Here is a 20,284-nt window from a genome sequence, read left to right on the forward strand (position 1 = left end):
ACAGGCTCCTAGAGGCCGGACTCGGCCGTACGCACCAGAATCCGGCGGCAGTTCTCGCACCGCACCACGGTGTCCGGCGCCGCCTGGCGGATCTCGTTCAGCTCGGTGATGGCGAGCTCCTGGCGGCAGCCCTGGCAGCTGCGCTGGTACAGCTTGGCCGCGCCGACGCCGCCCTGCTGCTGGCGCAGCTTGTCGTAGAGCTTGAGGAGGTCCGCGGGCACCGAGCCCGCCATGACCTCGCGCTCCTTCGTGACCGTGGCCACCTCGCCGTCGATCTCCTCGAACGCGGCTTCCCGGCGGGCGGTCGCGTCGTCGACCTTCCCCTGCACGGCGCCGACCCGCTCGGTCAGCTCGGCGACCCGCTCCTGCGCGGACTCGCGGCGCTCCATGACCTCTAGGACGACGTCCTCCAGGTCGCCCTGCCGCTTGGCGAGGGAGGCGATCTCGTGCTGGAGGTTCTCCAGGTCCTTCGGGGAGGTGACGGCACCGGAGTCCAGGCGCTGCTGGTCGCGGGCGGCGCGCTGACGCACCTGGTCCACGTCCTGCTCGGCCTTGGTCTGCTCGCGGGCGCAGTCGCTCTCCTCGGTCTGCGCGGCGACGAGCAGGTCGCGCAGCTGCGTGTGGTCCTTGGCCAGCGACTCGATCTCGGCGTGCTCGGGCAGCGACCTCCGCCTGTGCGCGAGCTGCTGGAGGCGGACGTCGAGGGCCTGGACGTCGAGGAGGCGGATCTGGTCGGCGGGCTCGGCGTTCAGTTGGGGGCTCCAGATGTATCCGTGATGGCGGACGCCGCGTGGGCGGTCCAGGGGTCGGTGACCGTCTTCGAGACGTGGACGCGCAGGTCCCATCCGTTGCGGTCGGAGATCTCGTCGAGCTGGGTGGCGGCCAGCTCGCACCAGGGCCACTCGGTGGCCCAGTGCGCCGCGTCGAGCAGCGCGAGAGGACTGTGGGCGGAGCTGTGGGCGCGGTCCGCGATGAACTCCGACGCCGGGTGGTGGCGCAGGTCCGCGGTGAGGAAGGCGTCGACGCCGGCGGCGCGTACGTCGTCGAAGAGGCTGTCGCCGGAGCCGCCGCTCACGGCGAGCGTACGCACCGTCGCCTCCGGGTCGCCGGCCACGCGGATGCCCTGCGCGGTGGCGGGCAGCCGCTCGGCGGCGCGGGCGGCGAGTTCACGGACGGTGAGCGGGTGGTCGAGTTCGCAGATCCGGCCCAGTCCCCTGCGGCCCTCCGGGTCGCTCGGGTCCGGCACCAGCGGGCGTACGACCCGCACGTCCAGCGCGCCGGCCAGCGCGTCGCTGACGCCCGGGTCCGCCGTGTCGGCGTTGGTGTGGGCCACGTGCAGCGCGATGTCGTTCTTGATGAGGGTGTGGACGACCCGGCCCTTGAAGTGCGTCGCAGCGACCGTCGTCGTACCGCGCAGGTAGAGCGGGTGGTGGGTGACGAGCAGGTCGGCGCCCAGCTTCACCGCCTCGTCCACGATCTCCTGGACCGGGTCGACGGCGAACAGGACCCGGGAGACCTCCTGGTCGGGGTCGCCCACGACGGTGCCGACCGCGTCCCAGGACTCGGCCCGCTCGGCGGGCCACAGGTTCTCCAGCGCGGCGATGACTTCAGACAGACGGGGCACGCAGGCAAGGCTACCTGCCTGGTCCGTACGGCTGTACCGGCACGGGAGGAGGCGGAAGGCTCCTGCGGGCCACACCCCGGCCATCTTCGGGTCGTCCGGGGGGCCACCCTCCGGTCACCCCTGACCCCGCTCAGCACAACCACCCCCGTTTCCTCAGGCGAATCGTTCCTGGGCCATCCCTTTGTGTGAAGGGAACCTCGTCGGTCCCACGCCTGTGCGTGCGAAAACTAGCTTCGTTACCGGAGGTGACCGGACCATGACGGCCTGTGCGATCGAGCCCGCGGCGGAGCACGAGGACGGCGACGCCCCCCGGGCGGGATGCACCATCACGGCGGACGGTTCCTACGCCGCCCGCCTCGCGCTGGACGGGGAGAACTGGTTCCCGGAGCGCTGGACCCTGGACGGCCCCGAGCCCTACGCCGTGCCGCTGCCCGCCCACCAGCCGGAGGAGCCCGGCACCGAGGTGCAGCCGATGGCCGACGGGCGGGTCCTGATCTGCCGCCCGACCGACGGACGGCACATCTTCTCGCTGCTGTATCCGACCGGTCCCGGCACCGGCGAACTGCTGCTCGGCGCGGTCCAGTGCCCGCCGGAGCAGACCCGGCTGCGGCTGCTGCCCCCGGCGCCGGGCGGCGGCAAGGCGTACGCCCTCGCGGTGGGGCGGCACTCCAGCGCGGTGTGGCTGGTGGCGGGGGGCACGTTCGGGCCGGAGCAGCTTGCGGAGGTCCCGGGGCGCTGCTCGGGCGGTGTGTGGCTGGACCGGGGCGGGCGGATGCTGGCCCTCGACCGTCTCGACCTGGAGCCCGGGGGCCGTACGAAGGCCGTCGTGGTCGATCTGGAGCGGGGCGGAGAGGTGTCGCCGCTGCTGCAGATCGCGCAGGACAGCGACGACCGGTTGCTGCTCGCCGACCCGGACAGCGGGCTGCTGCTGATCGGCTCGGACGCGCCGTCGCCGGGGCAGGAACGATTGGGCTGGGGCGTACTGGGCAGCACGCTGCCGGTGCGCTTCCCGGAGTGCCTGCGGATGCCCGACTGCGCGGTGACGCCGTTCGCGATCCAGCCCGGGCAGGTGCTGACGCCGGAGAGCTGCGGGGTGGCGCTGCGGGTCGACGGTCCGGTCGGGAGTTGGGTCGGGGTGTGGCGGCCCGCCGAACGGCAGGTACGGCATCTTCCGGCTCCCGAGGGGTGGTTGACGGGTGCCGGGTCGTGGACGCCGGACGGGGTGCTGCAACTGCCGTATGCGACCGGGGAGGTGCCGTGCGGGGTGGCGAAGGTGGAGGTGCCTCCGCCGGGGGCGCCGCCCGCGAACTCGGCCTCCGGGACGCCGGATTCGGTGTCGTGCGCGCCCCCGGAAACGGACCCTCCGGCTCCCGCCATCCCCCGCCCCGTGCCGTTGCAGCAAGCCCCGTTGGGTGGTCTTGTAACGAAGTAGTGGCGGTTGGCGTGGCCGCCTGGATTCGGCCCCTGGGGCGTTGGTTAAACTCGCCCGGCTGTGAGCAGAAGATCATGTTGACGGGGTGAGTTTTCCGATGAGCAACGCCAGCACGACCCAGCCGGGGCCGGCCGACGTTCACGACGTTCAGAAGCCCGCCGGTCACGGCAGGCACCGGGGTCCGGTGTCCGCCCAGGACGGCGAGACGGCCCCCCGCGGCCGTCACCGCAAGCCGGCTGAGGAAACCGAGACGGCAGCCTGACGCCGAATCCGCACGGCCCCGCCCTTCACCGCGAAGGGCGGGGCCGTTCCCGTTCCTGCACCCCGCCCGGCTATGCCCTCTTCAGTCCCAGCACCCGGCTATGCCCTTTTCAGCCCCAGCACCTCCACCGCCCCGAACGTCTCCCCCTCCGGCAGCTCCGCGTAGTGCGGGGTGAGCAGCGCGTCCAGCTCGTCATAGGTGAACGTCTCCTGCTTGCTGTCGAACTTCGCGGCCACCCGCGGCCGTTCGACGACCGCCACCATGCCGCCGTGCACGACGAGCAGCTGGCCGTTGATCCGGGCGGCGGCCGGGGAGGCCAGGTAGCCGACGAGCGGGGCGACATGCTCGGGGGCGAGCGGGTCCAGGCCGTCCTCCGGCCGGTCGAGGCCCGCGAAGACGTCCTCGGTCATGCGGGTCCGGGCGCGCGGGCAGATGGCGTTGGCGGTCACGCCGTACTTGGCGAGCGCGAGGGCGGTGGAGGTGGTGAGCCCGACGATTCCGCCCTTCGCGGCCGCGTAGTTGGGCTGTCCGGCGGAGCCGGCGAGGAACGCCTCCGAGGACGTGTTCACGACCCGGCCGTACACCGCCCCGCCCGCCGCCTTGGACCGCTCACGCCAGTGCGCGGCGGCGAAGCGGATGGTGTTGAAGTGACCCTTGAGGTGGACCCGGATCACCGAGTCCCACTCCGCCTCCGCCATGGAGAAGACCATGCGGTCGCGCAGGATGCCGGCGTTGTTGACCAGGATGTCCAGCTTGCCGAACTCGGCGACGGCCAACTCGACCAGCACGCCCGCCTGTTGGAAGTCGGCCACGTCCCCGGTGTGGGCGAGGGCGGTGCCGCCCGCCGCGCGGATCTCGGCGGCGACCTCCTCGGCGGGCCCGGCGGATGCCTCGCCCGAGCCGTCCCGGCCGGGCTGCCCGTAGTCGTTGACGACGACGGCCGCGCCGAGCCGGGCGAGTTCGAGCGCCTCGGCCCGGCCCAGGCCGCGTCCGGCGCCGGTGACGATCGCGGACAGTCCCTCGAGTGGCAGTGACATCGGGCTCCTAGAGAAGCGTGGCCGTCAGGAAGCGTGGTCGGTCAGTCAGCGCCGCGGTCAGTCAGCGCGGTCAGATCTCTATGCACGTGCGCAGTGCCGTGCCCGTCCGCATCTGGTCCAGGGCCTCGTTGATGTCGGCCAGCGGCACCCGGTGGGTGATCAGGCCCGCGAGGTCGATCCGGCCCGCCCGCCACAGGGCGATCGTCCGCTCGTAGGAGCGCAGGACGTCACCGCCGCCGTACATGGACGGCAGGATCCGCTTCTCGTCGAAGAACAGCTCGAACATGTTGAGCTGGAGGAAGTCGTCCATGGCTCCCGCGCCGACGACGACGAGCGTGCCGCCGCGCCGGGTGTACTCGTATGCCGTGCGGGCGGTGGCGGACTTGCCGACGACCTCGAAGACGTAGTCGAAGCCCTCACCGGCGGTGACCTGCTGCTTGGCGTCGGCCAGTTCGTCCGGTGCGACGGCCCTGGTCGCGCCGAACCTGAGCGCGGACTCGCGGCGCGAGGCGACCGGGTCGACGGCGACGATCTCGGCGGCACCCTTGAGCCGCGCTCCCTGGATCGCGGAGATGCCGACGCCCCCGCAGCCGATGACGGCGACCGACGAACCGGCCTCCACGTCTGCGGTGTTGAGGGCGGCACCGAGTCCCGTGGTCACGCCGCAGCCGATGAGGGCGGCGATGTCGAAGGGCACGTCGTCGGGGATCGGCACCGCGCAGCCGGCGTCCACGACGACCTCCTCGGCGAAGGTGCCGGTGCCGGCGAAGCCGAAGACGTCACCGCCGGGGCGCTTGAAGTTGGGGGTGCCGGCGTTCATGAACCCGGCCAGGCACAGCTCGGTCTGGCCGCGCTTGCAGGCGGGGCAGGCGCCGCAGGCGGGCAGCCAGCAGACGACGACCCGGTCGCCCGGCTTGAGGTGGGTGACGGCCTCCCCGACCTCGAGGATCTCGCCCGCTCCCTCGTGGCCGGGCACGAAGGGCGCCGGCTGGGGCAGCACCCCTCCCATCGCGGACAGGTCGGAGTGACACAGTCCGGTGGCCCGCACCCGGACCCTCGCCCTCCCGGGGCCGAAGCCCACCGCCTCGACGTCGTCGAGGACCTCCAGCTTGTCCTGGCCGATCTCGTGCAGTACGGCTGCGCGCATGGTGCGGCTCCCCTCGTACGGCGTTTCTTGACTCAGGTGTGTTCGACGACGGTGTCGGCGAGGACGGGCGCGTCGTCCCGCTCGACGGCGCTCACGGCCACGCGGACGCTGCCCGCGCCGGGCCACATGCGGATGCGCAGGGTCTCCCCCGGATACACGACCCCGGCGAACCGGGTGTCGTAGGACCGCACCCGGGTCACGTCCCCGCCGAGCAGCGTGTCGACGACCGCCTTGAGGGCCATGCCGTAGGTGCACAGGCCGTGCAGGATGGGCCGCTCGAAGCCGGCGACCTTGGCGAACTCCGGGTCGGCGTGCAGCGGGTTCCAGTCGCCGGAGAGGCGGTACAGCAGGGCCTGGTCCTCGCGGATCGGCCGCTCGACGGTGCGCTCGGGCTCGCCGACGGGTGGTTCGAGACGAGCGGACGGACCGCGGTCGCCGCCCCAGCCGCCCTCACCGCGGATGAAGATCTGGGCGTCGTTGGTCCACAACGGGCCCTCGGCGTCCGCGACTTCGGTGCGCAGCACCAGCACGGCCGCCTTGACCTTGTCGTACAGGGCGGCGATCCGGTTGGTCGCGGTGGCGGTGCCCGCCGCCGGGATGGGCCGGTGGATCACGAGGCTCTGGCCGCCGTGCAGGACGCGGGCGAGGTCGACCTCGATGCCCGGCATGGACAGTCCGCTGATCACTCCGGGCGAGCCGGAGCCCGCGACGGTGGCGAAACTGGGCAGCACGTGCAGCCGGGACTCCAGGGTGTAGCGCAGTTCGTCGGGGTCGGTGGCGGGGCTGCGCCGGTCGGGATTGGCGGCGGCGCCGATGCCGAGGTGGTAGAGCTGGACGTCCTTGGAGTTCCAGGAGATCTCGCCGGTCCGGGGCTCGGCGGCGAGGGCCTTGGCTGCGTCGATGGGCATACGGCTCCTGAAGGTGGCGGAGTCAAGACCCCGGTACGGCCGTCCGCACCGTCGGCCGCACCGAGGTCGTCACGGGCCGTTCTAGAACGCGTTCCAGTCCGGCGCCCTCTGTATAGCCGAGCGCTCGGCAGTTGTGAAGGCTCCTGACGTGGCATCAGATCTGGTTTCGGCGTCCACCTGCTCTGCCTGCTCGACGGGGGCCGTGACATTCGTCCTGCCGGAGTGCTGACAACCGGACCTGCCGCACGCGCGCCTCGATCCGTAGCGTCGGAGCCATGACACTGGGGACGGAACCGACGAACGGGGGACGGGACATGTCCTGGAGGCGCAAGGTTTCGTGCACACCGACTCCGCTGAGGGCCGCGTCCGCAGACAGCACGCGGAGCGAGATTCACCCACCGGTGCACGCCCCCTTCCATGTCAGGGGGCAACCACTTTTCGTGCTGACCGGGGACGGTCCACCGAACCCCGTGCGTCCTACTCTTGCCCCGTGAACGAGATGCCGCAGGATCACCGGCCCGCCAAGTCCATCCGGGTCCTGCTCGCCGAGGACCAGGGCATGATGCGCGGGGCACTCGCTTTACTGCTCGGGATGGAGGCGGACATCGAGGTCGTGGCACAGGTGGGGACCGGGGACGTGATCGTGGACGCCGCCCTCACCCACCGCCCGGACGTGGCCCTCCTCGACATCGAACTCCCTGGCCGCAGCGGGCTGGACGCCGCCGCCGAGCTGCGCGACCAGGCCCCCGACTGCCGGGTGCTGATCCTGACGACCTTCGGCCGCCCCGGCTATCTGCGCCGGGCCATGGAGGCGGGCGCCGCCGGCTTCCTGGTCAAGGACGGCCCCGTGGAGGAACTGGCGGCCGCGATCCGCCGCGTGCTGACCGGCGAGACGGTGATCGACCCGGCGCTCGCCGCGGCCGCCCTGAGCGCCGGTCCCAGCCCCCTCACCGCCCGCGAACGCGACGTTCTCAACGCCTCGTCGGACGGCGCGACGGTCGCCGACATCGCGACCCGGCTCCACCTCTCCGAGTCGACGGTCCGCAACTACCTGTCCTCCGCGATCGGCAAGACGGGTACGCGCAACCGGATGGAGGCTTTGCGGGAGGCTCGGCAGCAGGGCTGGTTGTAGCGGGGTTCCTCCCCGCAAGGAGCTCGTCCGGATCGGCCGGCGCCGGGGCGCTGCTCCCCCACCCGGCCGGCACCAGACACTCGCCCCCTAGTCGGTATCAGGCACTCGCCCCCCGGCCGGTACCAGGCACTCCCCCACCCGACCGACACCAGGCACTCGCCCACCCGGCCAGCACCAGACACACGCCCACCCGGCCGGGGCAGCCGACCACCGAGCCACCGCAGCTGCGGAGGCGAAGGCGCCGGGCGCGGGCCCGACCGCGCCGCCCCTCCTCCTCCCCCCACGGACGAGCCTCCCCTGCGCCCCTGAGCATTTGCCGGCCGACCCGTCACGCGGACGACTGCACCCCCTCGCGCGAACCACCCCGCGGCAATGCCGAGCCGACATCCCCCGCGTCAGCTCGCCCCCTCACTGCCCCGTCCCCTCCGCGGCAGCCAGACCACCATCAGCACCACTCCACCGGCCAGCACCCCGGCCCCGGTCCGGAACGCCAGCGCATACCCCTCCGTCAGCGCCGCCGGTGTATCGCTGCCGCCCGAGCGGGCCGCCGCCAAGGTCGACAGGACCGCGAGGCCGAGTGAACCGCCCATCGTGCGGGAGGTGTTGACGAGACCCGAGACCAGACCGGCCTCCCCCGGCTCCGCGCCCGACGTGGCCAGGGCCGCGAGAGGTGTCGCCGCCAGGCCCGCGCCCAGCATCATCAGGATGCCCGGCACCATGATCGAGGTCAGGTACGCGCCGTCCACGCTCAGCGTCGACTGCCAGCCGAAGCCGGCGACCGCCACGAGCGTGCCGGCGGCCGCGACGGTGCGCGGGCCGGACCACCGCATGAGCAGCGGCGCGAGCTTGGAGCCGAGGATCACGGCCAGCGAGCTCGGCACCAGCGCCAGTCCGGCCTCCAGCGGGGTGTAACTGAGCACGTTCTGCGCGTACAGCGTCATGAAGTACCACATGCAGAACATCGCCGACCCGCACAGGAACATCGCCGCGTTCGCCGACGCCACCGCCCGCCCCCGCAGCAGCCCGAGCGGCATCAGCGGCGCCGCCGTACGCGACTCCACGACGAGGAAGACGCCGATCAGGGCGGCCCCGGCGAGCAGGGGCAGGACCGTGTCCGCCGCCGTCCAGCCGGAGGCCTCCGTCTGCGAGATGCCGTACGCCAGCGTCGCCAGCCCCGCCGTCACCAGCACCGCCCCCGGCAGATCCAGCCGCCGCCGGTCCCCGGCCCGGCTCTCCGCGAGCCACAGCACGGAGCCGGCCAGTACGACCGCGCCCACCGGCACGTTGATCAGCAGGACCCAGCGCCACGACAGGGCTTCCACCAGCAGCCCGCCGACGAGCCCGCCCGCCGCACCACCGCCCGCGCCGACGGCGGTCCACGTGCCTATGGCCCGCGCCCGAGCCGCCCCCTCCGGCACCGCCGCCGTGAGGATCGTCAGCGTCGAGGGCGCCAGCACCGCCGCACCCAGCCCCTGCACGGCCCGCGCGGCCAGCAGCTGCCACTCCTGCTGGGCCAGCCCGCCGGCCAGCGAGGCCAGGGTGAACACCCCGAGCCCGACGAGGAACATCCGCTTACGGCCGTAGAGGTCCCCGGCCCGTCCGCCGAGCAGCATGAACCCCGCGAAGGCGATGGCGTACGCGTTCACGACCCACTGCAGCCCCTGGGCGCTCATCCCCAGGTCGGCCCGCATCGAGGGCAGTGCCACGTTCGCGACGGACACGTCGAGCACGACCAGGAACTGCCCCGCACAGGCGAGCGCCACCACCAGCCAGGTGGGCGGCGTGGCACGGCGGGGGGCACGGGTGACGTCGGCGGCTTCGAGCATGCCTGTCATGCTCTCAACGACGGACGCTCCTGGCATCAGGAATTCGCCCTAGGTCAACAAATCAAGCCGGTCAACAAATCACGCCGACCTGGGCCGCGGTCCGTTCCTCAAGAGAAGGTCAAGATTTCGTTAGTGACCCAAAGCATCGGAATAGTTGCCCAGGCAGACGGAGTTCGGGGTACACATGACACAAACGACGACCGAAAAGCCCACCGGCGGAGCGACCGGCCCTCTCGTCCCGGTCCTCGCCTTCGCGGGCATCGTTGTCGCGGTAATGCAGACTCTGCTCGTCCCCGTCATCAAGGACCTGCCGCAGCTGCTGAGCACCGCGCCCAGCAACGCCACCTGGGTCCTGACCTCGACTCTCCTCTCGGGCGCCGTCGCCACGCCGATCATGGGCCGCCTCGGTGACCTCTACGGCAAGCGGCGCATGCTCATAGCCAGCCTGTCCGTGATGGTGATCGGCGCGCTGATCAGCGCGTTCACCAGCACCCTCCTCCCCATGATCGTCGGACGCACCCTCCAGGGCTTCGCGATGGGCGCGATCCCGCTCGGCATCGGCCTGATGCGCGACATGCTGCCCCGCGAGAAGCTCGGCTCGGCCATGGCCCTGATGAGTTCCTCGATCGGCGTCGGCGGCGGACTGGCCCTGCCCGCCGCGGCCCTGGTCGCCCAGCACGCGAACTGGCACGCCCTCTTCTACGGCGCCGCCGGCCTCGGAGTCCTGGCCATCGGCCTCACCCTCCTCGTCGTACCGGAGTCCAAGCTCCGCGCGGAAGGCTCCTTCGACTACCTCGGCGCCCTCGGCCTCTCCGTGGGCCTCGTCCTCTTCCTCCTCCCGATCACCAAGGGCAGCGACTGGGGCTGGACGTCCGCCACCACGCTCGGCATGTTCGGCGCGTCGGCCGCCGTCCTCCTGCTCTGGGGCGTCTACGAGCTGCGCACGAAGGCCCCCCTGGTCGACCTGCGCACCACGGCCCGCCCGGCCGTCCTCTTCACCAACCTCGCCTCGATCATGGTCGGCGTCAGCTTCTACGTCGTCTCCCTGGTCCTCCCCCAGCTGCTCCAGCTGCCGAAGGAGACCGGCTACGGCCTCGGCCAGTCCATGGTCGTCGCGGGTCTGCTGGTGGCGCCGCTGGGCCTGACGATGATGTTCACCGCCCCGGTCTACGCCCGCCTCTCGGCGAAGTACGGCCCCAAGACGACCCTGATCCTCGGCATGCTGATCATCGCCATCGGCTATGGCGCCGGCCTCGGCCTGATGAGCGCCCCCTGGCAGAGCCTCGTCATCGCGGTGATCCTCGGCGCGGGCATAGGCCTCGCCTACTCCTCCCTCCCCGCCCTCATCATCGGTGCGGTCCCGGCCTCGGAGACGGGCGCGGCGAACGGCCTCAACACGCTGATGCGTTCCATCGGTACGTCGGTCTCCAGCGCCGTCATCGGCATGGTGCTGGCCAACACGGCGAACAACGTCGGCGGCGTCGAGATCCCGACCATGCACGGCTTCCGCGTCTCCTTCCTGATCGCGACCGGCGCGGTCGCCGTCGGCCTCCTGCTGGCCCTCTTCCTCCCGAAGCAGCGCTCGGCCACCGCCCACCCGCAGCTGCGCGCCAGCAGCGAGGAGGACGCCAATCTGGAACGCGCCGAGGAGGCCCTGCGCGGCTTCCGCGGCCGCGTCCTGGACGCCACCGGCACGCCCGTCGCCCGCGCCAAGGTCACGCTCATCGACCGCCGCGGCCGCCAGGCAGGCGCGACCCTCTCGGCGGACGACGGCACCTACGCCCTCACCGTCCCCGCCCAGGGCCCCTACGTCCTGGCCGCCCGAGCCGACGGCCACGCCCCGCTCGCCTCTTCGGCGACGCACGCGGGCGACGACAGCCCGGTGGACCTGGACCTGTCGCTGCCGGAGGAGACGGTCTCGGCGTAGCCGCCTCGCCAGGGCGCGGGGCTTCCGGGCAGGCCGCTACTTCAGATTCACGCCGTCCCCCGCCGACACGACCCGTGCGGTCCTCGTAGTGCCGGGGAAGTACCAGCGTCAGCTTCCCGCCGAGGTGGCGGTGACCTTGGTGCTGAGCTTCCCGGCTTCGCCCGTCTTCACCGTCTTGACCGTGCGGTAGTGAGCGGTCCCGGCCTTCTTGAACTGAAGCTTCACGCTCTGCCCGGTGAAACCGTGGTACTTCAGGTCCTCCCAGTTGGCCCGGGACAGCTTGCCGGTGACGGTGAGCTTGGCTCTTCTTCTCGCACCGGGTGTCCACCCGGTCGCTGAAGCCCCGACAGTTCGCCTTGTTGAACACGCTGACGTCCGACAGGCCCCTCACGCCGGCCGCACGGGCCCGGTGGGCGGTTGGGCAGTGCGCCCGCCGAACAAGCTCAGTAACCGGTGGTGTCGGCCCGCAGCGTCCCATACGGTCGGTGCGTGATGATCAAATCGGGCGAGCCGCGCAGGCTCGGCGTCCCTGCCACCGACGCTCGATTGCGCTTCGAGGCGGAGCGGCAGGAGACCGGGGGCGGGCCCGGGCGCAGGTTGCTGGTGGTCGACGGGGAACCCGCCTTCGAACTCAGCTTCTGGTGCGGAACATGCCCTTTCCTGTTCCGTCGCTTGCAGACCGCCACGCAGACGCTGTCGCTGGAGAGCGTGCAGGAACGGCTCACCGGCGCGCTGGCCGATCCGGACGACGGCGACGTGATCGATGCGTTCGGTGCGTTGCTGCCGGAGGGCCAGTACGTTCCGGCGCTGCTGCGCGTGGAGCCCCGCCTGATCGTCCCCGGCCGGGAAGGCGACTACTTCAGCGGCGAGCAGGTGGCCACATGGGGGCTCGACCAGTTCTGGGGCCTCCCGGAGTACCCGCATACGCCGTACTACCGGACCTTCGAGACCGCAGTCGACACGTCCGCTCACCTCTATGAGTTCGTCGTACCCATGGTTCCCCCGACGTGGAACACCCGGGACCGCGTCGAGCAGTACGTCGAACTCATGGGCCGGGGAACGGTCCCGACGGCTGTCGCGGTCTCGACTCTGGACGTGTGTGAACCAGCCTCCGGCATGCCGGCCGACCACTACCGGCACTGGGGCCTGACGCACTTCCTCCTCGACGGCCACCACAAACTGGAAGCCGCCGCCACAGCCGGCCGACCGGTGCAACTCCTTTCGCTGCTGGCCTTGAGCGAGGGCCTGTCCGACTCGGCAGATTGCGCCCGGCTGCCTGCCCTGCGCGCTCAGCTCCGATCGGCCCGAACGACCTCGCCACCACCGGCATCAAGGTGAGCAAACCCGACATCTGCGACGCATCCTGATGCAGCACCGCCGTACCCCCCTGTGACCCGCCGACCAGGGGGTACGGCAGCATGGGGCGCCTTGACGCACGTACGACCGGAAGGCCCCCTCGATGACCTTGGCCCCCAAGCCCGAGATCCTGGCCGCGTTCGAGGCCGCGAAGGGCTTCATGCCGGTGAACGAGGGCCTGGCCCTGTACGAGGCCGCCGTCGAGGCCGGCCGCCTCGGCCTCCCCCTCCTGGAGGTCGGCACCTACTGCGGCCGGTCCACGATCCTCCTCGCCGACGCCGCCCGCGAGGCCGGTGTGACGGCCCTCACGGTCGACCACCACCGCGGCAGCGAGGAGCAGCAGCCGGGCTGGGAGTACCACGACCCGGAGACGGTCGACCCCGAGCTCGGCGTGATGGACACGCTGCCGACGTTCCGCAGGACCCTGCACCGGGCCGGTCTGGAGGAGCACGTGGTCGCCCTCGTCGGCCGCTCCCCGCAGGTCGCGAAGGTCTGGAACTCCCCCCTCGGTCTCGTCTTCATCGACGGCGGTCACACCGACGAACACGCCACCGCCGACTACGAGGGCTGGGCCCCGCATGTCGCCGAGGGCGGTCTGCTCGTCATCCACGACGTGTTCCCGGACCCGGAGGACGAGTTCACCGGACAGGCGCCGTACCGGGTGTATCTGCGGGCACTGGAGTCCGCGGCCTTCACGGAGACATCGGTCACGGACTCGCTGCGGGTGCTGCGGCGGACGGGGCCAGGGGTCTGAACTCCGGCGCCGCCCGACCGCGCCTTCCCAACGCACGCCATGTTCGGCCCGTAAGGTGTCACGCGTGTCGTACGTAGGTCCGGACTTCGATCCTCCCCAGCCCCGCCGCAATCGCCGCCGAACCCTGACCGTCGCGGTCGCCGCCCTGGTGCCGGGGGCCCTGCTCGGATGGGTGATGTACGAGGCGCTGGGCACCCAGGGCGGCGGCTCCGGCAACGCCGCCGTGCAGCCGTCCTCGCCCCCGTCGGACTCGGTACCGACGGTCTCCGCCACGAACGACGACAAGCCGCCGGGCCCGACGCCCACCGCGGACTCCACGTCCGTCTCCGGCCCCCTCCAGGGCAAGGTCGTCGTCATCGACCCGGGCCACAACCCGAACAACTTCCAGCACACCGCCGAAATCAACCGCAAGGTGAACATCGGCACGAACTGGAAGGAGTGCGATACCACGGGCACGTCCACCAACGACGGCTACACCGAAGCCAAGTTCACCCTGGACGTCGCCCACCGTCTGCGCACACTGCTCCAGCAGCAGGGCGCCACGGTCAAGTTCACCCAGGACGGCGACCGTTCCTGGGGGCCCTGCGTCGACGAGCGCGCCAAGATCGGCAACAAGGCGGACGCCGACGCGGTCGTCTCCATCCACGCGGACGGCGCCGGCGCGGGCCAGCGCGGCTTCCACGTCATCCTCCCCGGCGAGGTCGACGCGGGCGCCGCCGACACCGGTCCCATCGTCGTCCCCTCCCGCGACCTCGGCGAGCGCATCGCCGGCTCCTTCGTCCGCGTCACCGGCAACGCCCCTTCCAACTACGTCGGCGACGGCACCGGCCTCGTCACGCGTAAGGACCTCGGCGGTCTCAATCTGTCAACGGTTCCCAAGGTGTTCATCGAGTGCGGCAACATGCGCGATACCAAGGACGCGGCGTTGCTCACCAGCGACGTGTGGCGACAGAAGGCTGCGCGAGGGATCTCTGAGGGAATCGTGAGTTTCCTGCGCGGGTAGTGGTCCACGGGTTGATCCCGGCGGACACCCTCGTCGGTCGGACGATAAGGTCATTCCTACGATGAGGGGCCACCCCCGCGCTTCACACCGGGGCCTGACGGCGACATGGTGACAGCGACGCCTCCAGCGATACCGATGTTGAGACGACTGACGAAGGACCTGAAGTGAATATCCGCTCCCTCACTCGAGGCGACGGCGTGGTGATCGGAGCAGCGGTATTGCTGTTCATCGCGTCATTCCTCGGCGTTGCCAGCTGCGACGGCCCGGACGCCGTTTGCGAGAACGTCAGCATTCCGAACGCCTGGGACGTGAGCATCGGCCTCGGGCTCGGTACGTACATGACCGGCGTGATCGGCGCCGCACTCATCGTGGTCGCCCACCTGCTCCCTCAGCCGCGCAAGGTCGCCGGTCTTGACATGGGCCCCCTCGGTGTCGGCCTGGCGGTGGCGGCCGCTTGGGCGCTGTTGTGGTGGACGATCGACGCGGAAGACACGGGTGTCGGTCTCATCCTCGGTCTGATCGCCGCCCTGGCCCTCGCCGGCAGCGCCATCGCCACCCCCCTCGTCCCCGCCCTCCAGGCCGCCCTGCTCCCGGCTCCCCGCCCCGCCGCCCCCCAGCCCTACGGCGGCCAGCCGCAGGGTGGTTACGGCTACCCGGGCGCCCAGCAGCCGCAGCAGCCGTACGGTGGGCAGCCGCAGCCGGGGCAGCCTTTCGGTGGCGGTCAGCCGCAGGCGCCCTCGCCGACGCCCGCGCCCGCCGGCGACTTCTCCCCGTTCTGGTTCGCCGTACCCGTGGCGCGCCCCCTGTTCGCCGAGGACGGCTCACCCACGCCGATCGCCGAACTCGCGCCCGGCACCTGGTACCTGGCCGTCGAGCAGCGCGGAGCCGCCCTGGTCGCGCAGACGCAGGACGGCCGCCGTGGCGTGCTCCAGGACACCTCGGGTATTCAGCGCGGCTGAGCCCCTGACCGTCCCGTACGGCCCCTCACCCTTCCCGGTGAGGGGCCGTCGTCGTACAGTCCAAGCCTCCAAGCACATCTGACGTACCGTCAGGAGGCGGACATGCGGCTCGGGCTCGCACTCGGATACTGGGGCCGCGGCCCCTCCGCGGACCACGTACCCCTCGCCCAGGAGGCCGAGCGGCTCGGCTACGACTCGGTGTGGACCGCCGAGTCCTGGGGCTCCGACGCCTTCACGCCGCTGACCTGGATCGCCGCGCAGACCTCAAGGATCAAGCTCGGTACGGCCGTTGCGCAGATGGCAGCCCGCTCCCCCGCCACCACCGCGATGCACGCCCTCACGCTCGACCACCTCTCCGGCGGTCGCATGATGCTGGGGCTAGGGCTGTCGGGCCCGCAGGTGGTGGAGGGGTGGTACGGGCGGCCGTTCCCGAAGTCGCCGCTGACCGCGACGCGGGAGTACGTCGATGTCGTACGGCAAGTGCTGCGGCGCGAGGCACCCGTCGAACTCGACGGGCGATTCCACGCCCACCCGTACCGCGGTCCGGACGCCACCGGCATCGGCAAGGCGCTGAAGCCGATCACCCATCCGCTGCGCCCGGACCTCCCCGTGCTCCTCGGCGCCGAGGGGCCGAAGAACGTCGCCCAGACCGTCCGCATCGCCGACGGCTGGCTGCCGTTGTACTGGTCGCCGAGCAGGCCGGACGTGTACGGGGAGGCGGTCGGCGACCTTCCCGACGGCTTCCTCGTCGCCCCCATGGCCCGAGTGCAGGTCTGCGACGACGTCTCCGAGGGTCTCCTCCCCGTCAAGGCCATGCTCGGCTTCTACATCGGCGGCATGGGCCACGCGGCCCGCAACTTCCACGCCGACCTCATGGCGCGGATGGGGTACGAGGAGGAGGCTCGGCGGATCCAGGAGCTGTTCCTCGACGGGCGGCGGGAGGAGGCTGTGCTCGCCGTACCCGATGCGTTCGCCGACGAGATCTCCCTCGTCGGTCCCCGTGAACGCATCGCCGAGCGGCTGGAGTTGTGGCGCAAGGGGCCGGTGACCGACCTGCTCGCCCTCTCACCCGACCGGGCCACGCTGCGGGTGCTCGCCGAGCTCAACTCGTAGCCGCACAGCTGTTGTTCACTGGAAGACGGAGATCGGGTCCAGCGTGAGTTCGCCCGTCGTGCCGTTCCAGGTGCGCACCCGGCCCAGACACGTGGCCGGGAACTCCTCCTCCGCCGCGAAGCTGTCGACCCGGAACTCCTCCTCACGGACCCAGGACCTCTCGCAGGTGATCTTCACCTGCGCGCGCGGCTCGCCGGTGCCGTAGCGGGCGCGCAGGATGACGTCCTCGCCGTCCCTGCGGACGGTGAAGAGGCCGGAGACGGAGATGTAGGTGCCCCTGACGGCGGTCAGCGGTGTGCCCCTGGTCTCCGTGCCCCGCAGCTGATCGGCGAGGGCCGCGGTGAGGAAGAGCTGCTCGGTCGCGAGGTCGGCGTCCACCACCATGTCCCGCTCCCGCAGCCGGTCCATGATCAGGCGGATCGTCTTCATGGGGGTGTTGGGTTCCCAGTACTCCGTGCGCGTCTGCGTGTTCCGGTCGCGCTCGGCCCGGCCGCCGAGGGTGAACCGGCTGAACAGCCCGAAGCCGGTGGAGAGGCTGGTCTCGTGGGAGACGTTCACGTCCGCCTTCGGTATGCCGAGGATGTCCGCGACGCCCTCTACCCGCGTCTCGTGGAGGTAGATGCACATGCCGGAGAACATGCGCCCGTCCCTCAGACGCCGCCTGCGCCGGGCGGCCACCCAGCGGGCGACCACGTACTGGGCCACCACGGCGACGCAGGCCGCGGTCAGGAGCCAGACGACCATCCACGGCCACCGCATGCTCCACCACTGACTGTCAATGACACCCACGGATCTCCTTGAATGCGTCGGAGAGGGAGGAACGGTTCGCGTCGACCATGCGGCCGCCCGTCGCCGCGGCCGCCTTCTTCAATGCCGCCGCGTCGGCCTCGCCGAAGTGGACGGGAAAGGTGGGCACGTCGCGTGCGTCGGCGCCGAGGCGGTCGTAGCGGCGCAGGAACTCCGCATAGGAGATGCCGGCGTTGCTCTCGCCGTCGGTCATCAGCACGATGGCGACGGGTCGTGCGGGCGCCTGGCGCACCGCGTCCGCGGCGATGCGGTAGCCGCGGTCCAGCGCCGACCAGACGGCGGTGGAGTCGTCGAAGGAGTCGGTGGCCACGACCTTGCCGAGGGTGCGCAGATCGCCGCCGCCGCGCACGGTCACCGTGCGCTCCTGAAGAACCCGGCCGCCGAACCGTACGACGGTGAGGTGCTCGCCGCGGTAGAAGCGGGCGAACTTGCCGGTGGACGAGGGGTCGGCGCCGCTCAGTCCGGCGAAGGCGGCGCGCAGGTCGGCGATGCGCTTTCCGCGCATGGAGCCGGAGAAGTCGAGCAGGAACACCACCTGGTCGGTGGTGGCGCTCGCGGGATCGCCGTAGTCGGCGACCAGTTGCTCCACGATGGAGAGCCGGTCAGGGAAGGACAGGGCGTTGCCGACCGCCTCCCGCAGGGGCTCGGCCGGAGTGATGTCCTGGTTGACGGGCCGGCGCCAGGTGCGCTGCATCAGCTTTTTCTGGACGTCGTCGGTCAGCAGCCAGTCGACCACCTTGCGGTACGCGGTCCGCTCTCCGGGGTCGAGCAGGAGCAGCGGGAAGTCGGAGAGCACCATGCCGTCCTCGGGGTGGACGATCCGCAGCGGCTCACGCAGCTTCTTCGCGGAGTTCAGGGACAGCAGCTCGGACTCGTGGGCGATCAGCGCGTTGGCCTCGTCCTGATGGCCCGGGTACGACGCGATCAGCTCCCGTGAGCTGGCGGCGGTGAGCGTCTGCCCGGAGCGGAAGCCGCGCAACCGGTCGCAGGAGACGTCCTGTTCGCGCAGCGCGCTGCCGGTTCCGGCCGCCGCGGTGGCGACGCCGACAAGGGCCGCGCGCCCGGTGTCGCTGCTGCGCGGGTCGGCCATCCCGAACCGTACGGTGCCGTCGGCGGCGGCATCCGCGATGTCGGCCCACGACAGCCGTCCGCCCGGTACGTCGGCACGCAGCTTGTCGGCGACCTCCGGGGTGAGGCCGACCACCACGGGCGAGCGCATGATCGAGGTCGACTCGGGCCGGGCCGTCTGCTCGCCCTTCTCCAGGAGCCGCAGCAGGTACGAACGGTCGGATGCCGGCCAGGCGAGATCGTACGACGAGCTCCCGGCGCCTGACAGGTCGGCGGTCGCCCGGTAGTCCATGTCCAGCGCGACGCCGGTGTCGTCCCTCAGCTCGCCCAGCAGGGGTTCCAGGTCGGCGAGTTCGGGGCTGGCGAGGACCCGCAGGGTCACGTTCTCGTCGCCCTGGGTGCAGGAGGTGAGGGCGGCGAGCAGGGTCAGCGTCAGACAGGCGGTGAGGGTGCGTGCGTACTGCTTCATGGGGCGTCCAGCACGGGCGGCGGGCAGGAGCCCACGGAGTTGATGATCTCCTGGAGGACGTCCAGGTCGGGTTCGTACACCTTCGTCTCGTCGCGGTTGGGAGTCGGCACCTGGATGCCGTGCTCGCCCAGGTAGTCGTTGAGCTGGTCGCTGGTGCCCTCTTCGCCGGAGAAGCGGACGCGGAAGCCCAACTCGATGGCCCGCTGGCGCAGTTCCGGGTCTTGCTCGATGACGCGGACCAGCCGGTCGCCCTTGTCGTTCAGGGCGATGAGCTGCGGCTCGGTGAGGGCGTAGGGGGTGGGGTAGAGCAGTACGCGGTCGGTGTCCTGCTTGCTGTACTTCTGCCGGTACTCGATCTGGTGGGCCAGGTACTGGTGCTCGTAGATCAGGGAGATGGGGGCGATGCTCTCGCCGAGGTCGGAGAGGTAGCTGTCGGCCTGTTCGTCGGCCCACATGCCCTGGAGGTCGATGAGGGGCTTGATCCTCCGTGCGACCGCCTCGGCCTCCTCCGTCGCCCTGGCCTCGTCGCCCGCGCCCGCGCCGGGTGTGCTGTCGCCGTTCGCCACGAAGGCGAGGATGCTCAGGTAGGTGCCCGCGGAGTTGGATTCGCAGACGCTGGAGGTGCGGACCAGGACGCGGCCGCTGTTGCTGCGCACGCCGGCCTTGTCGAAGCCGATGCCGTTCCAGGTGTCGGCGCGTTCGGGGGTGCCGTCCCGGTCCTGGTCGCCGGTTTCACGGCCGCCGGCCGTCCCGTCCAGCAGGTCCATGAACTTGCGCATGTCGAGGTCGTAGTAGAGCGTCCTGCCGCCGTCCGTGGTGGGCTGGGCGCTGGCCACGCCCATCTTCCGCAGGGTCTCGGCGTAGTCCCGGAACGTGCCGAGCACCAGGGGCGTGACGAAGGGGCGGACCGAACGCACGGAGTGGTCCTGGCGGTCGAGGATCAGCTTCGCGGCGGGCTGGCCGGAGGGGAAGACCGCGTCCATGCCCTTCAGGGACTGGGTGGCGATGCCGCGGGAGCCGAGCCGGTGGATGTCGACGCGCAGGCCGTGCTTCAGCAGCAGCCGCTGCACCTCGGGGTCTTTGAAGTAGTCCGACTTGGAGGCCATCCTGGCCTCGATCGTGGTGATGCGGTCGAACGGCCGCAGCGCGTTGCCCGTGATCAGCAGTGCGATCAGCCCTGCCAGGGCGAGCGGAAGAGCGACGATGACGTGGATCGGTAACCGTGCACGGGGACGGCCCCTGTCACGGGTGCGCAGTCGTGGTTCCGGAGCGGTGCGTGGTCTGTCGGCCTCGGATGTGGCGTGCGGTCTGTCTGCTTCGGACACCGGCTCTCCTGCCCTCTCGGGAGGAGGATCGTCGGTGATCACGATGAGCGGTGAATGTCCTTGCGCGGAACGCCAGTTGAACGTGAGGACCCGTTCGGGTTCCGGTCGGAATGTTCAACCGCGAGTTTTGGTCAA

At 71.2% G+C, this 20,284-nt stretch carries 17 protein-coding genes and 1 pseudogene; 8 read left to right on the forward strand and 10 right to left on the reverse strand.

What is annotated here, in order from left to right:
- Positions 1–8: 8 nt before the first annotated feature.
- The gene (locus tag ACFY5C_RS36745) at positions 9–752 is read right to left on the reverse strand and encodes a zinc ribbon domain-containing protein (RefSeq protein ID WP_389453332.1); all 744 of its coding nucleotides are present in this window, start codon (positions 750–752) and stop codon (positions 9–11) included.
- Positions 749–1,624 carry a Nif3-like dinuclear metal center hexameric protein gene (locus tag ACFY5C_RS36750; RefSeq protein ID WP_389453193.1) on the reverse strand — a complete coding sequence of 292 codons (876 nt, stop codon included), beginning with the start codon at positions 1,622–1,624 and terminating at the stop codon, positions 749–751. The genes ACFY5C_RS36745 and ACFY5C_RS36750 overlap by 4 nt, the downstream gene beginning before the upstream one ends.
- A 256-nt stretch (positions 1,625–1,880) precedes the next feature.
- On the opposite strand from ACFY5C_RS36750, the gene ACFY5C_RS36755 reads away from it, so the two are divergent.
- Positions 1,881–3,056, forward strand: a complete 1,176-nt coding sequence (locus ACFY5C_RS36755; protein WP_389453196.1) for a hypothetical protein — start codon at positions 1,881–1,883, stop codon at positions 3,054–3,056.
- 360 nt (positions 3,057–3,416) lie between these two features.
- Here ACFY5C_RS36755 and ACFY5C_RS36760 read toward each other — a convergent pair whose 3' ends face one another.
- The 3 genes from ACFY5C_RS36760 to ACFY5C_RS36770 all read right to left on the reverse strand — a co-directional run bounded on the left by ACFY5C_RS36760 (position 3,417) and on the right by ACFY5C_RS36770 (position 6,410).
- Positions 3,417–4,355 carry a 3-oxoacyl-ACP reductase gene (locus ACFY5C_RS36760; RefSeq protein ID WP_389453199.1) on the reverse strand — a complete coding sequence of 313 codons (939 nt, stop codon included), beginning with the start codon at positions 4,353–4,355 and terminating at the stop codon, positions 3,417–3,419.
- Positions 4,356–4,425: 70 nt separating this feature from the next.
- Positions 4,426–5,502: a Zn-dependent alcohol dehydrogenase gene (locus ACFY5C_RS36765; RefSeq protein WP_389453202.1), complete on the reverse strand. Its 1,077-nt coding sequence runs from the start codon at positions 5,500–5,502 to the stop codon at positions 4,426–4,428.
- A 32-nt stretch (positions 5,503–5,534) separates the two neighbouring features.
- Positions 5,535–6,410, reverse strand: coding sequence for a MaoC/PaaZ C-terminal domain-containing protein (locus ACFY5C_RS36770; RefSeq protein ID WP_389453205.1), 876 nt, complete (start codon positions 6,408–6,410; stop codon positions 5,535–5,537).
- A 499-nt stretch (positions 6,411–6,909) separates the two neighbouring features.
- Here ACFY5C_RS36770 and ACFY5C_RS36775 point away from each other — a divergent pair, with 499 nt between their 5' ends.
- On the forward strand, positions 6,910–7,542 hold the full coding sequence (locus tag ACFY5C_RS36775; RefSeq protein WP_389453334.1) for a response regulator: 633 nt from the start codon (positions 6,910–6,912) through the stop codon (positions 7,540–7,542).
- Between the two features lie 395 nt (positions 7,543–7,937).
- Here the strand turns inward: ACFY5C_RS36775 and ACFY5C_RS36780 are convergent, their stop codons facing one another.
- Complete coding sequence (locus ACFY5C_RS36780; RefSeq protein ID WP_389453208.1) at positions 7,938–9,368, reverse strand: MFS transporter; 1,431 nt, start codon at positions 9,366–9,368, stop codon at positions 7,938–7,940.
- A 184-nt stretch (positions 9,369–9,552) separates the two neighbouring features.
- Here ACFY5C_RS36780 and ACFY5C_RS36785 point away from each other — a divergent pair, with 184 nt between their 5' ends.
- The gene (locus ACFY5C_RS36785; RefSeq protein ID WP_389453211.1) at positions 9,553–11,295 is read left to right on the forward strand and encodes an MFS transporter; all 1,743 of its coding nucleotides are present in this window, start codon (positions 9,553–9,555) and stop codon (positions 11,293–11,295) included.
- A 36-nt stretch (positions 11,296–11,331) separates the two neighbouring features.
- Here the strand turns inward: ACFY5C_RS36785 and ACFY5C_RS36790 are convergent.
- Positions 11,332–11,598: pseudogene (locus tag ACFY5C_RS36790) on the reverse strand (hypothetical protein); the annotation flags it as partial.
- Positions 11,599–11,787: 189 nt separating this feature from the next.
- Here ACFY5C_RS36790 and ACFY5C_RS36795 point away from each other — a divergent pair.
- The 5 genes from ACFY5C_RS36795 (at position 11,788) to ACFY5C_RS36815 (ending at position 16,480) form a co-directional block, all read left to right on the forward strand.
- Positions 11,788–12,633: a hypothetical protein gene (locus ACFY5C_RS36795; protein WP_389453337.1), complete on the forward strand. Its 846-nt coding sequence runs from the start codon at positions 11,788–11,790 to the stop codon at positions 12,631–12,633.
- A 121-nt stretch (positions 12,634–12,754) separates the two neighbouring features.
- On the forward strand, positions 12,755–13,405 hold the full coding sequence (locus ACFY5C_RS36800) for a class I SAM-dependent methyltransferase (RefSeq protein WP_389453214.1): 651 nt from the start codon (positions 12,755–12,757) through the stop codon (positions 13,403–13,405).
- A gap of 64 nt (positions 13,406–13,469) precedes the next feature.
- On the forward strand, positions 13,470–14,408 hold the full coding sequence (locus ACFY5C_RS36805) for an N-acetylmuramoyl-L-alanine amidase (protein ID WP_389453217.1): 939 nt from the start codon (positions 13,470–13,472) through the stop codon (positions 14,406–14,408).
- A 164-nt stretch (positions 14,409–14,572) separates the two neighbouring features.
- Positions 14,573–15,367: a hypothetical protein gene (locus ACFY5C_RS36810; protein ID WP_389453219.1), complete on the forward strand. Its 795-nt coding sequence runs from the start codon at positions 14,573–14,575 to the stop codon at positions 15,365–15,367.
- 102 nt (positions 15,368–15,469) lie between these two features.
- The gene (locus ACFY5C_RS36815; protein ID WP_389453222.1) at positions 15,470–16,480 is read left to right on the forward strand and encodes an LLM class F420-dependent oxidoreductase; all 1,011 of its coding nucleotides are present in this window, start codon (positions 15,470–15,472) and stop codon (positions 16,478–16,480) included.
- A gap of 15 nt (positions 16,481–16,495) precedes the next feature.
- Here ACFY5C_RS36815 and ACFY5C_RS36820 read toward each other — a convergent pair whose 3' ends face one another.
- The 3 genes from ACFY5C_RS36820 to ACFY5C_RS36830 are packed head-to-tail and all read right to left on the reverse strand — an operon-like array spanning position 16,496 to position 20,149.
- Positions 16,496–17,269 (reverse strand): hypothetical protein, encoded by a 774-nt coding sequence (locus ACFY5C_RS36820; RefSeq protein ID WP_389453225.1) that lies wholly within the window; start codon positions 17,267–17,269, stop codon positions 16,496–16,498.
- Complete coding sequence (locus ACFY5C_RS36825) at positions 17,256–18,824, reverse strand: substrate-binding domain-containing protein (protein WP_389453228.1); 1,569 nt, start codon at positions 18,822–18,824, stop codon at positions 17,256–17,258. The genes ACFY5C_RS36820 and ACFY5C_RS36825 overlap by 14 nt, the downstream gene beginning before the upstream one ends.
- Complete coding sequence (locus tag ACFY5C_RS36830) at positions 18,821–20,149, reverse strand: hypothetical protein (protein WP_389453231.1); 1,329 nt, start codon at positions 20,147–20,149, stop codon at positions 18,821–18,823. The genes ACFY5C_RS36825 and ACFY5C_RS36830 overlap by 4 nt, the downstream gene beginning before the upstream one ends.
- Positions 20,150–20,284 lie beyond the last annotated feature (135 nt).

Source organism: Streptomyces sp. NPDC012935 (assembly GCF_042900345.1).
Lineage (GTDB): Bacteria > Actinomycetota > Actinomycetes > Streptomycetales > Streptomycetaceae > Streptomyces.

Bases quoted from the DNA above. Each gene is read 5' to 3' on its own strand.
- ACFY5C_RS36755 (WP_389453196.1), top strand. From the start codon at position 1,881: ATGACGGCCTGTGCGATCGAGCCCGCGGCGGAGCACGAGGACGGCGAC.
- ACFY5C_RS36760 (WP_389453199.1), bottom strand. From the start codon at position 4,355: ATGTCACTGCCACTCGAGGGACTGTCCGCGATCGTCACCGGCGCCGGA.
- ACFY5C_RS36765 (WP_389453202.1), bottom strand. From the start codon at position 5,502: ATGCGCGCAGCCGTACTGCACGAGATCGGCCAGGACAAGCTGGAGGTC.
- ACFY5C_RS36770 (WP_389453205.1), bottom strand. From the start codon at position 6,410: ATGCCCATCGACGCAGCCAAGGCCCTCGCCGCCGAGCCCCGGACCGGC.
- ACFY5C_RS36775 (WP_389453334.1), top strand. From the start codon at position 6,910: ATGCCGCAGGATCACCGGCCCGCCAAGTCCATCCGGGTCCTGCTCGCC.
- ACFY5C_RS36780 (WP_389453208.1), bottom strand. From the start codon at position 9,368: ATGCTCGAAGCCGCCGACGTCACCCGTGCCCCCCGCCGTGCCACGCCG.
- ACFY5C_RS36785 (WP_389453211.1), top strand. From the start codon at position 9,553: ATGACACAAACGACGACCGAAAAGCCCACCGGCGGAGCGACCGGCCCT.
- ACFY5C_RS36795 (WP_389453337.1), top strand. From the start codon at position 11,788: ATGATCAAATCGGGCGAGCCGCGCAGGCTCGGCGTCCCTGCCACCGAC.
- ACFY5C_RS36800 (WP_389453214.1), top strand. From the start codon at position 12,755: ATGACCTTGGCCCCCAAGCCCGAGATCCTGGCCGCGTTCGAGGCCGCG.
- ACFY5C_RS36815 (WP_389453222.1), top strand. From the start codon at position 15,470: ATGCGGCTCGGGCTCGCACTCGGATACTGGGGCCGCGGCCCCTCCGCG.
- ACFY5C_RS36825 (WP_389453228.1), bottom strand. From the start codon at position 18,824: ATGAAGCAGTACGCACGCACCCTCACCGCCTGTCTGACGCTGACCCTG.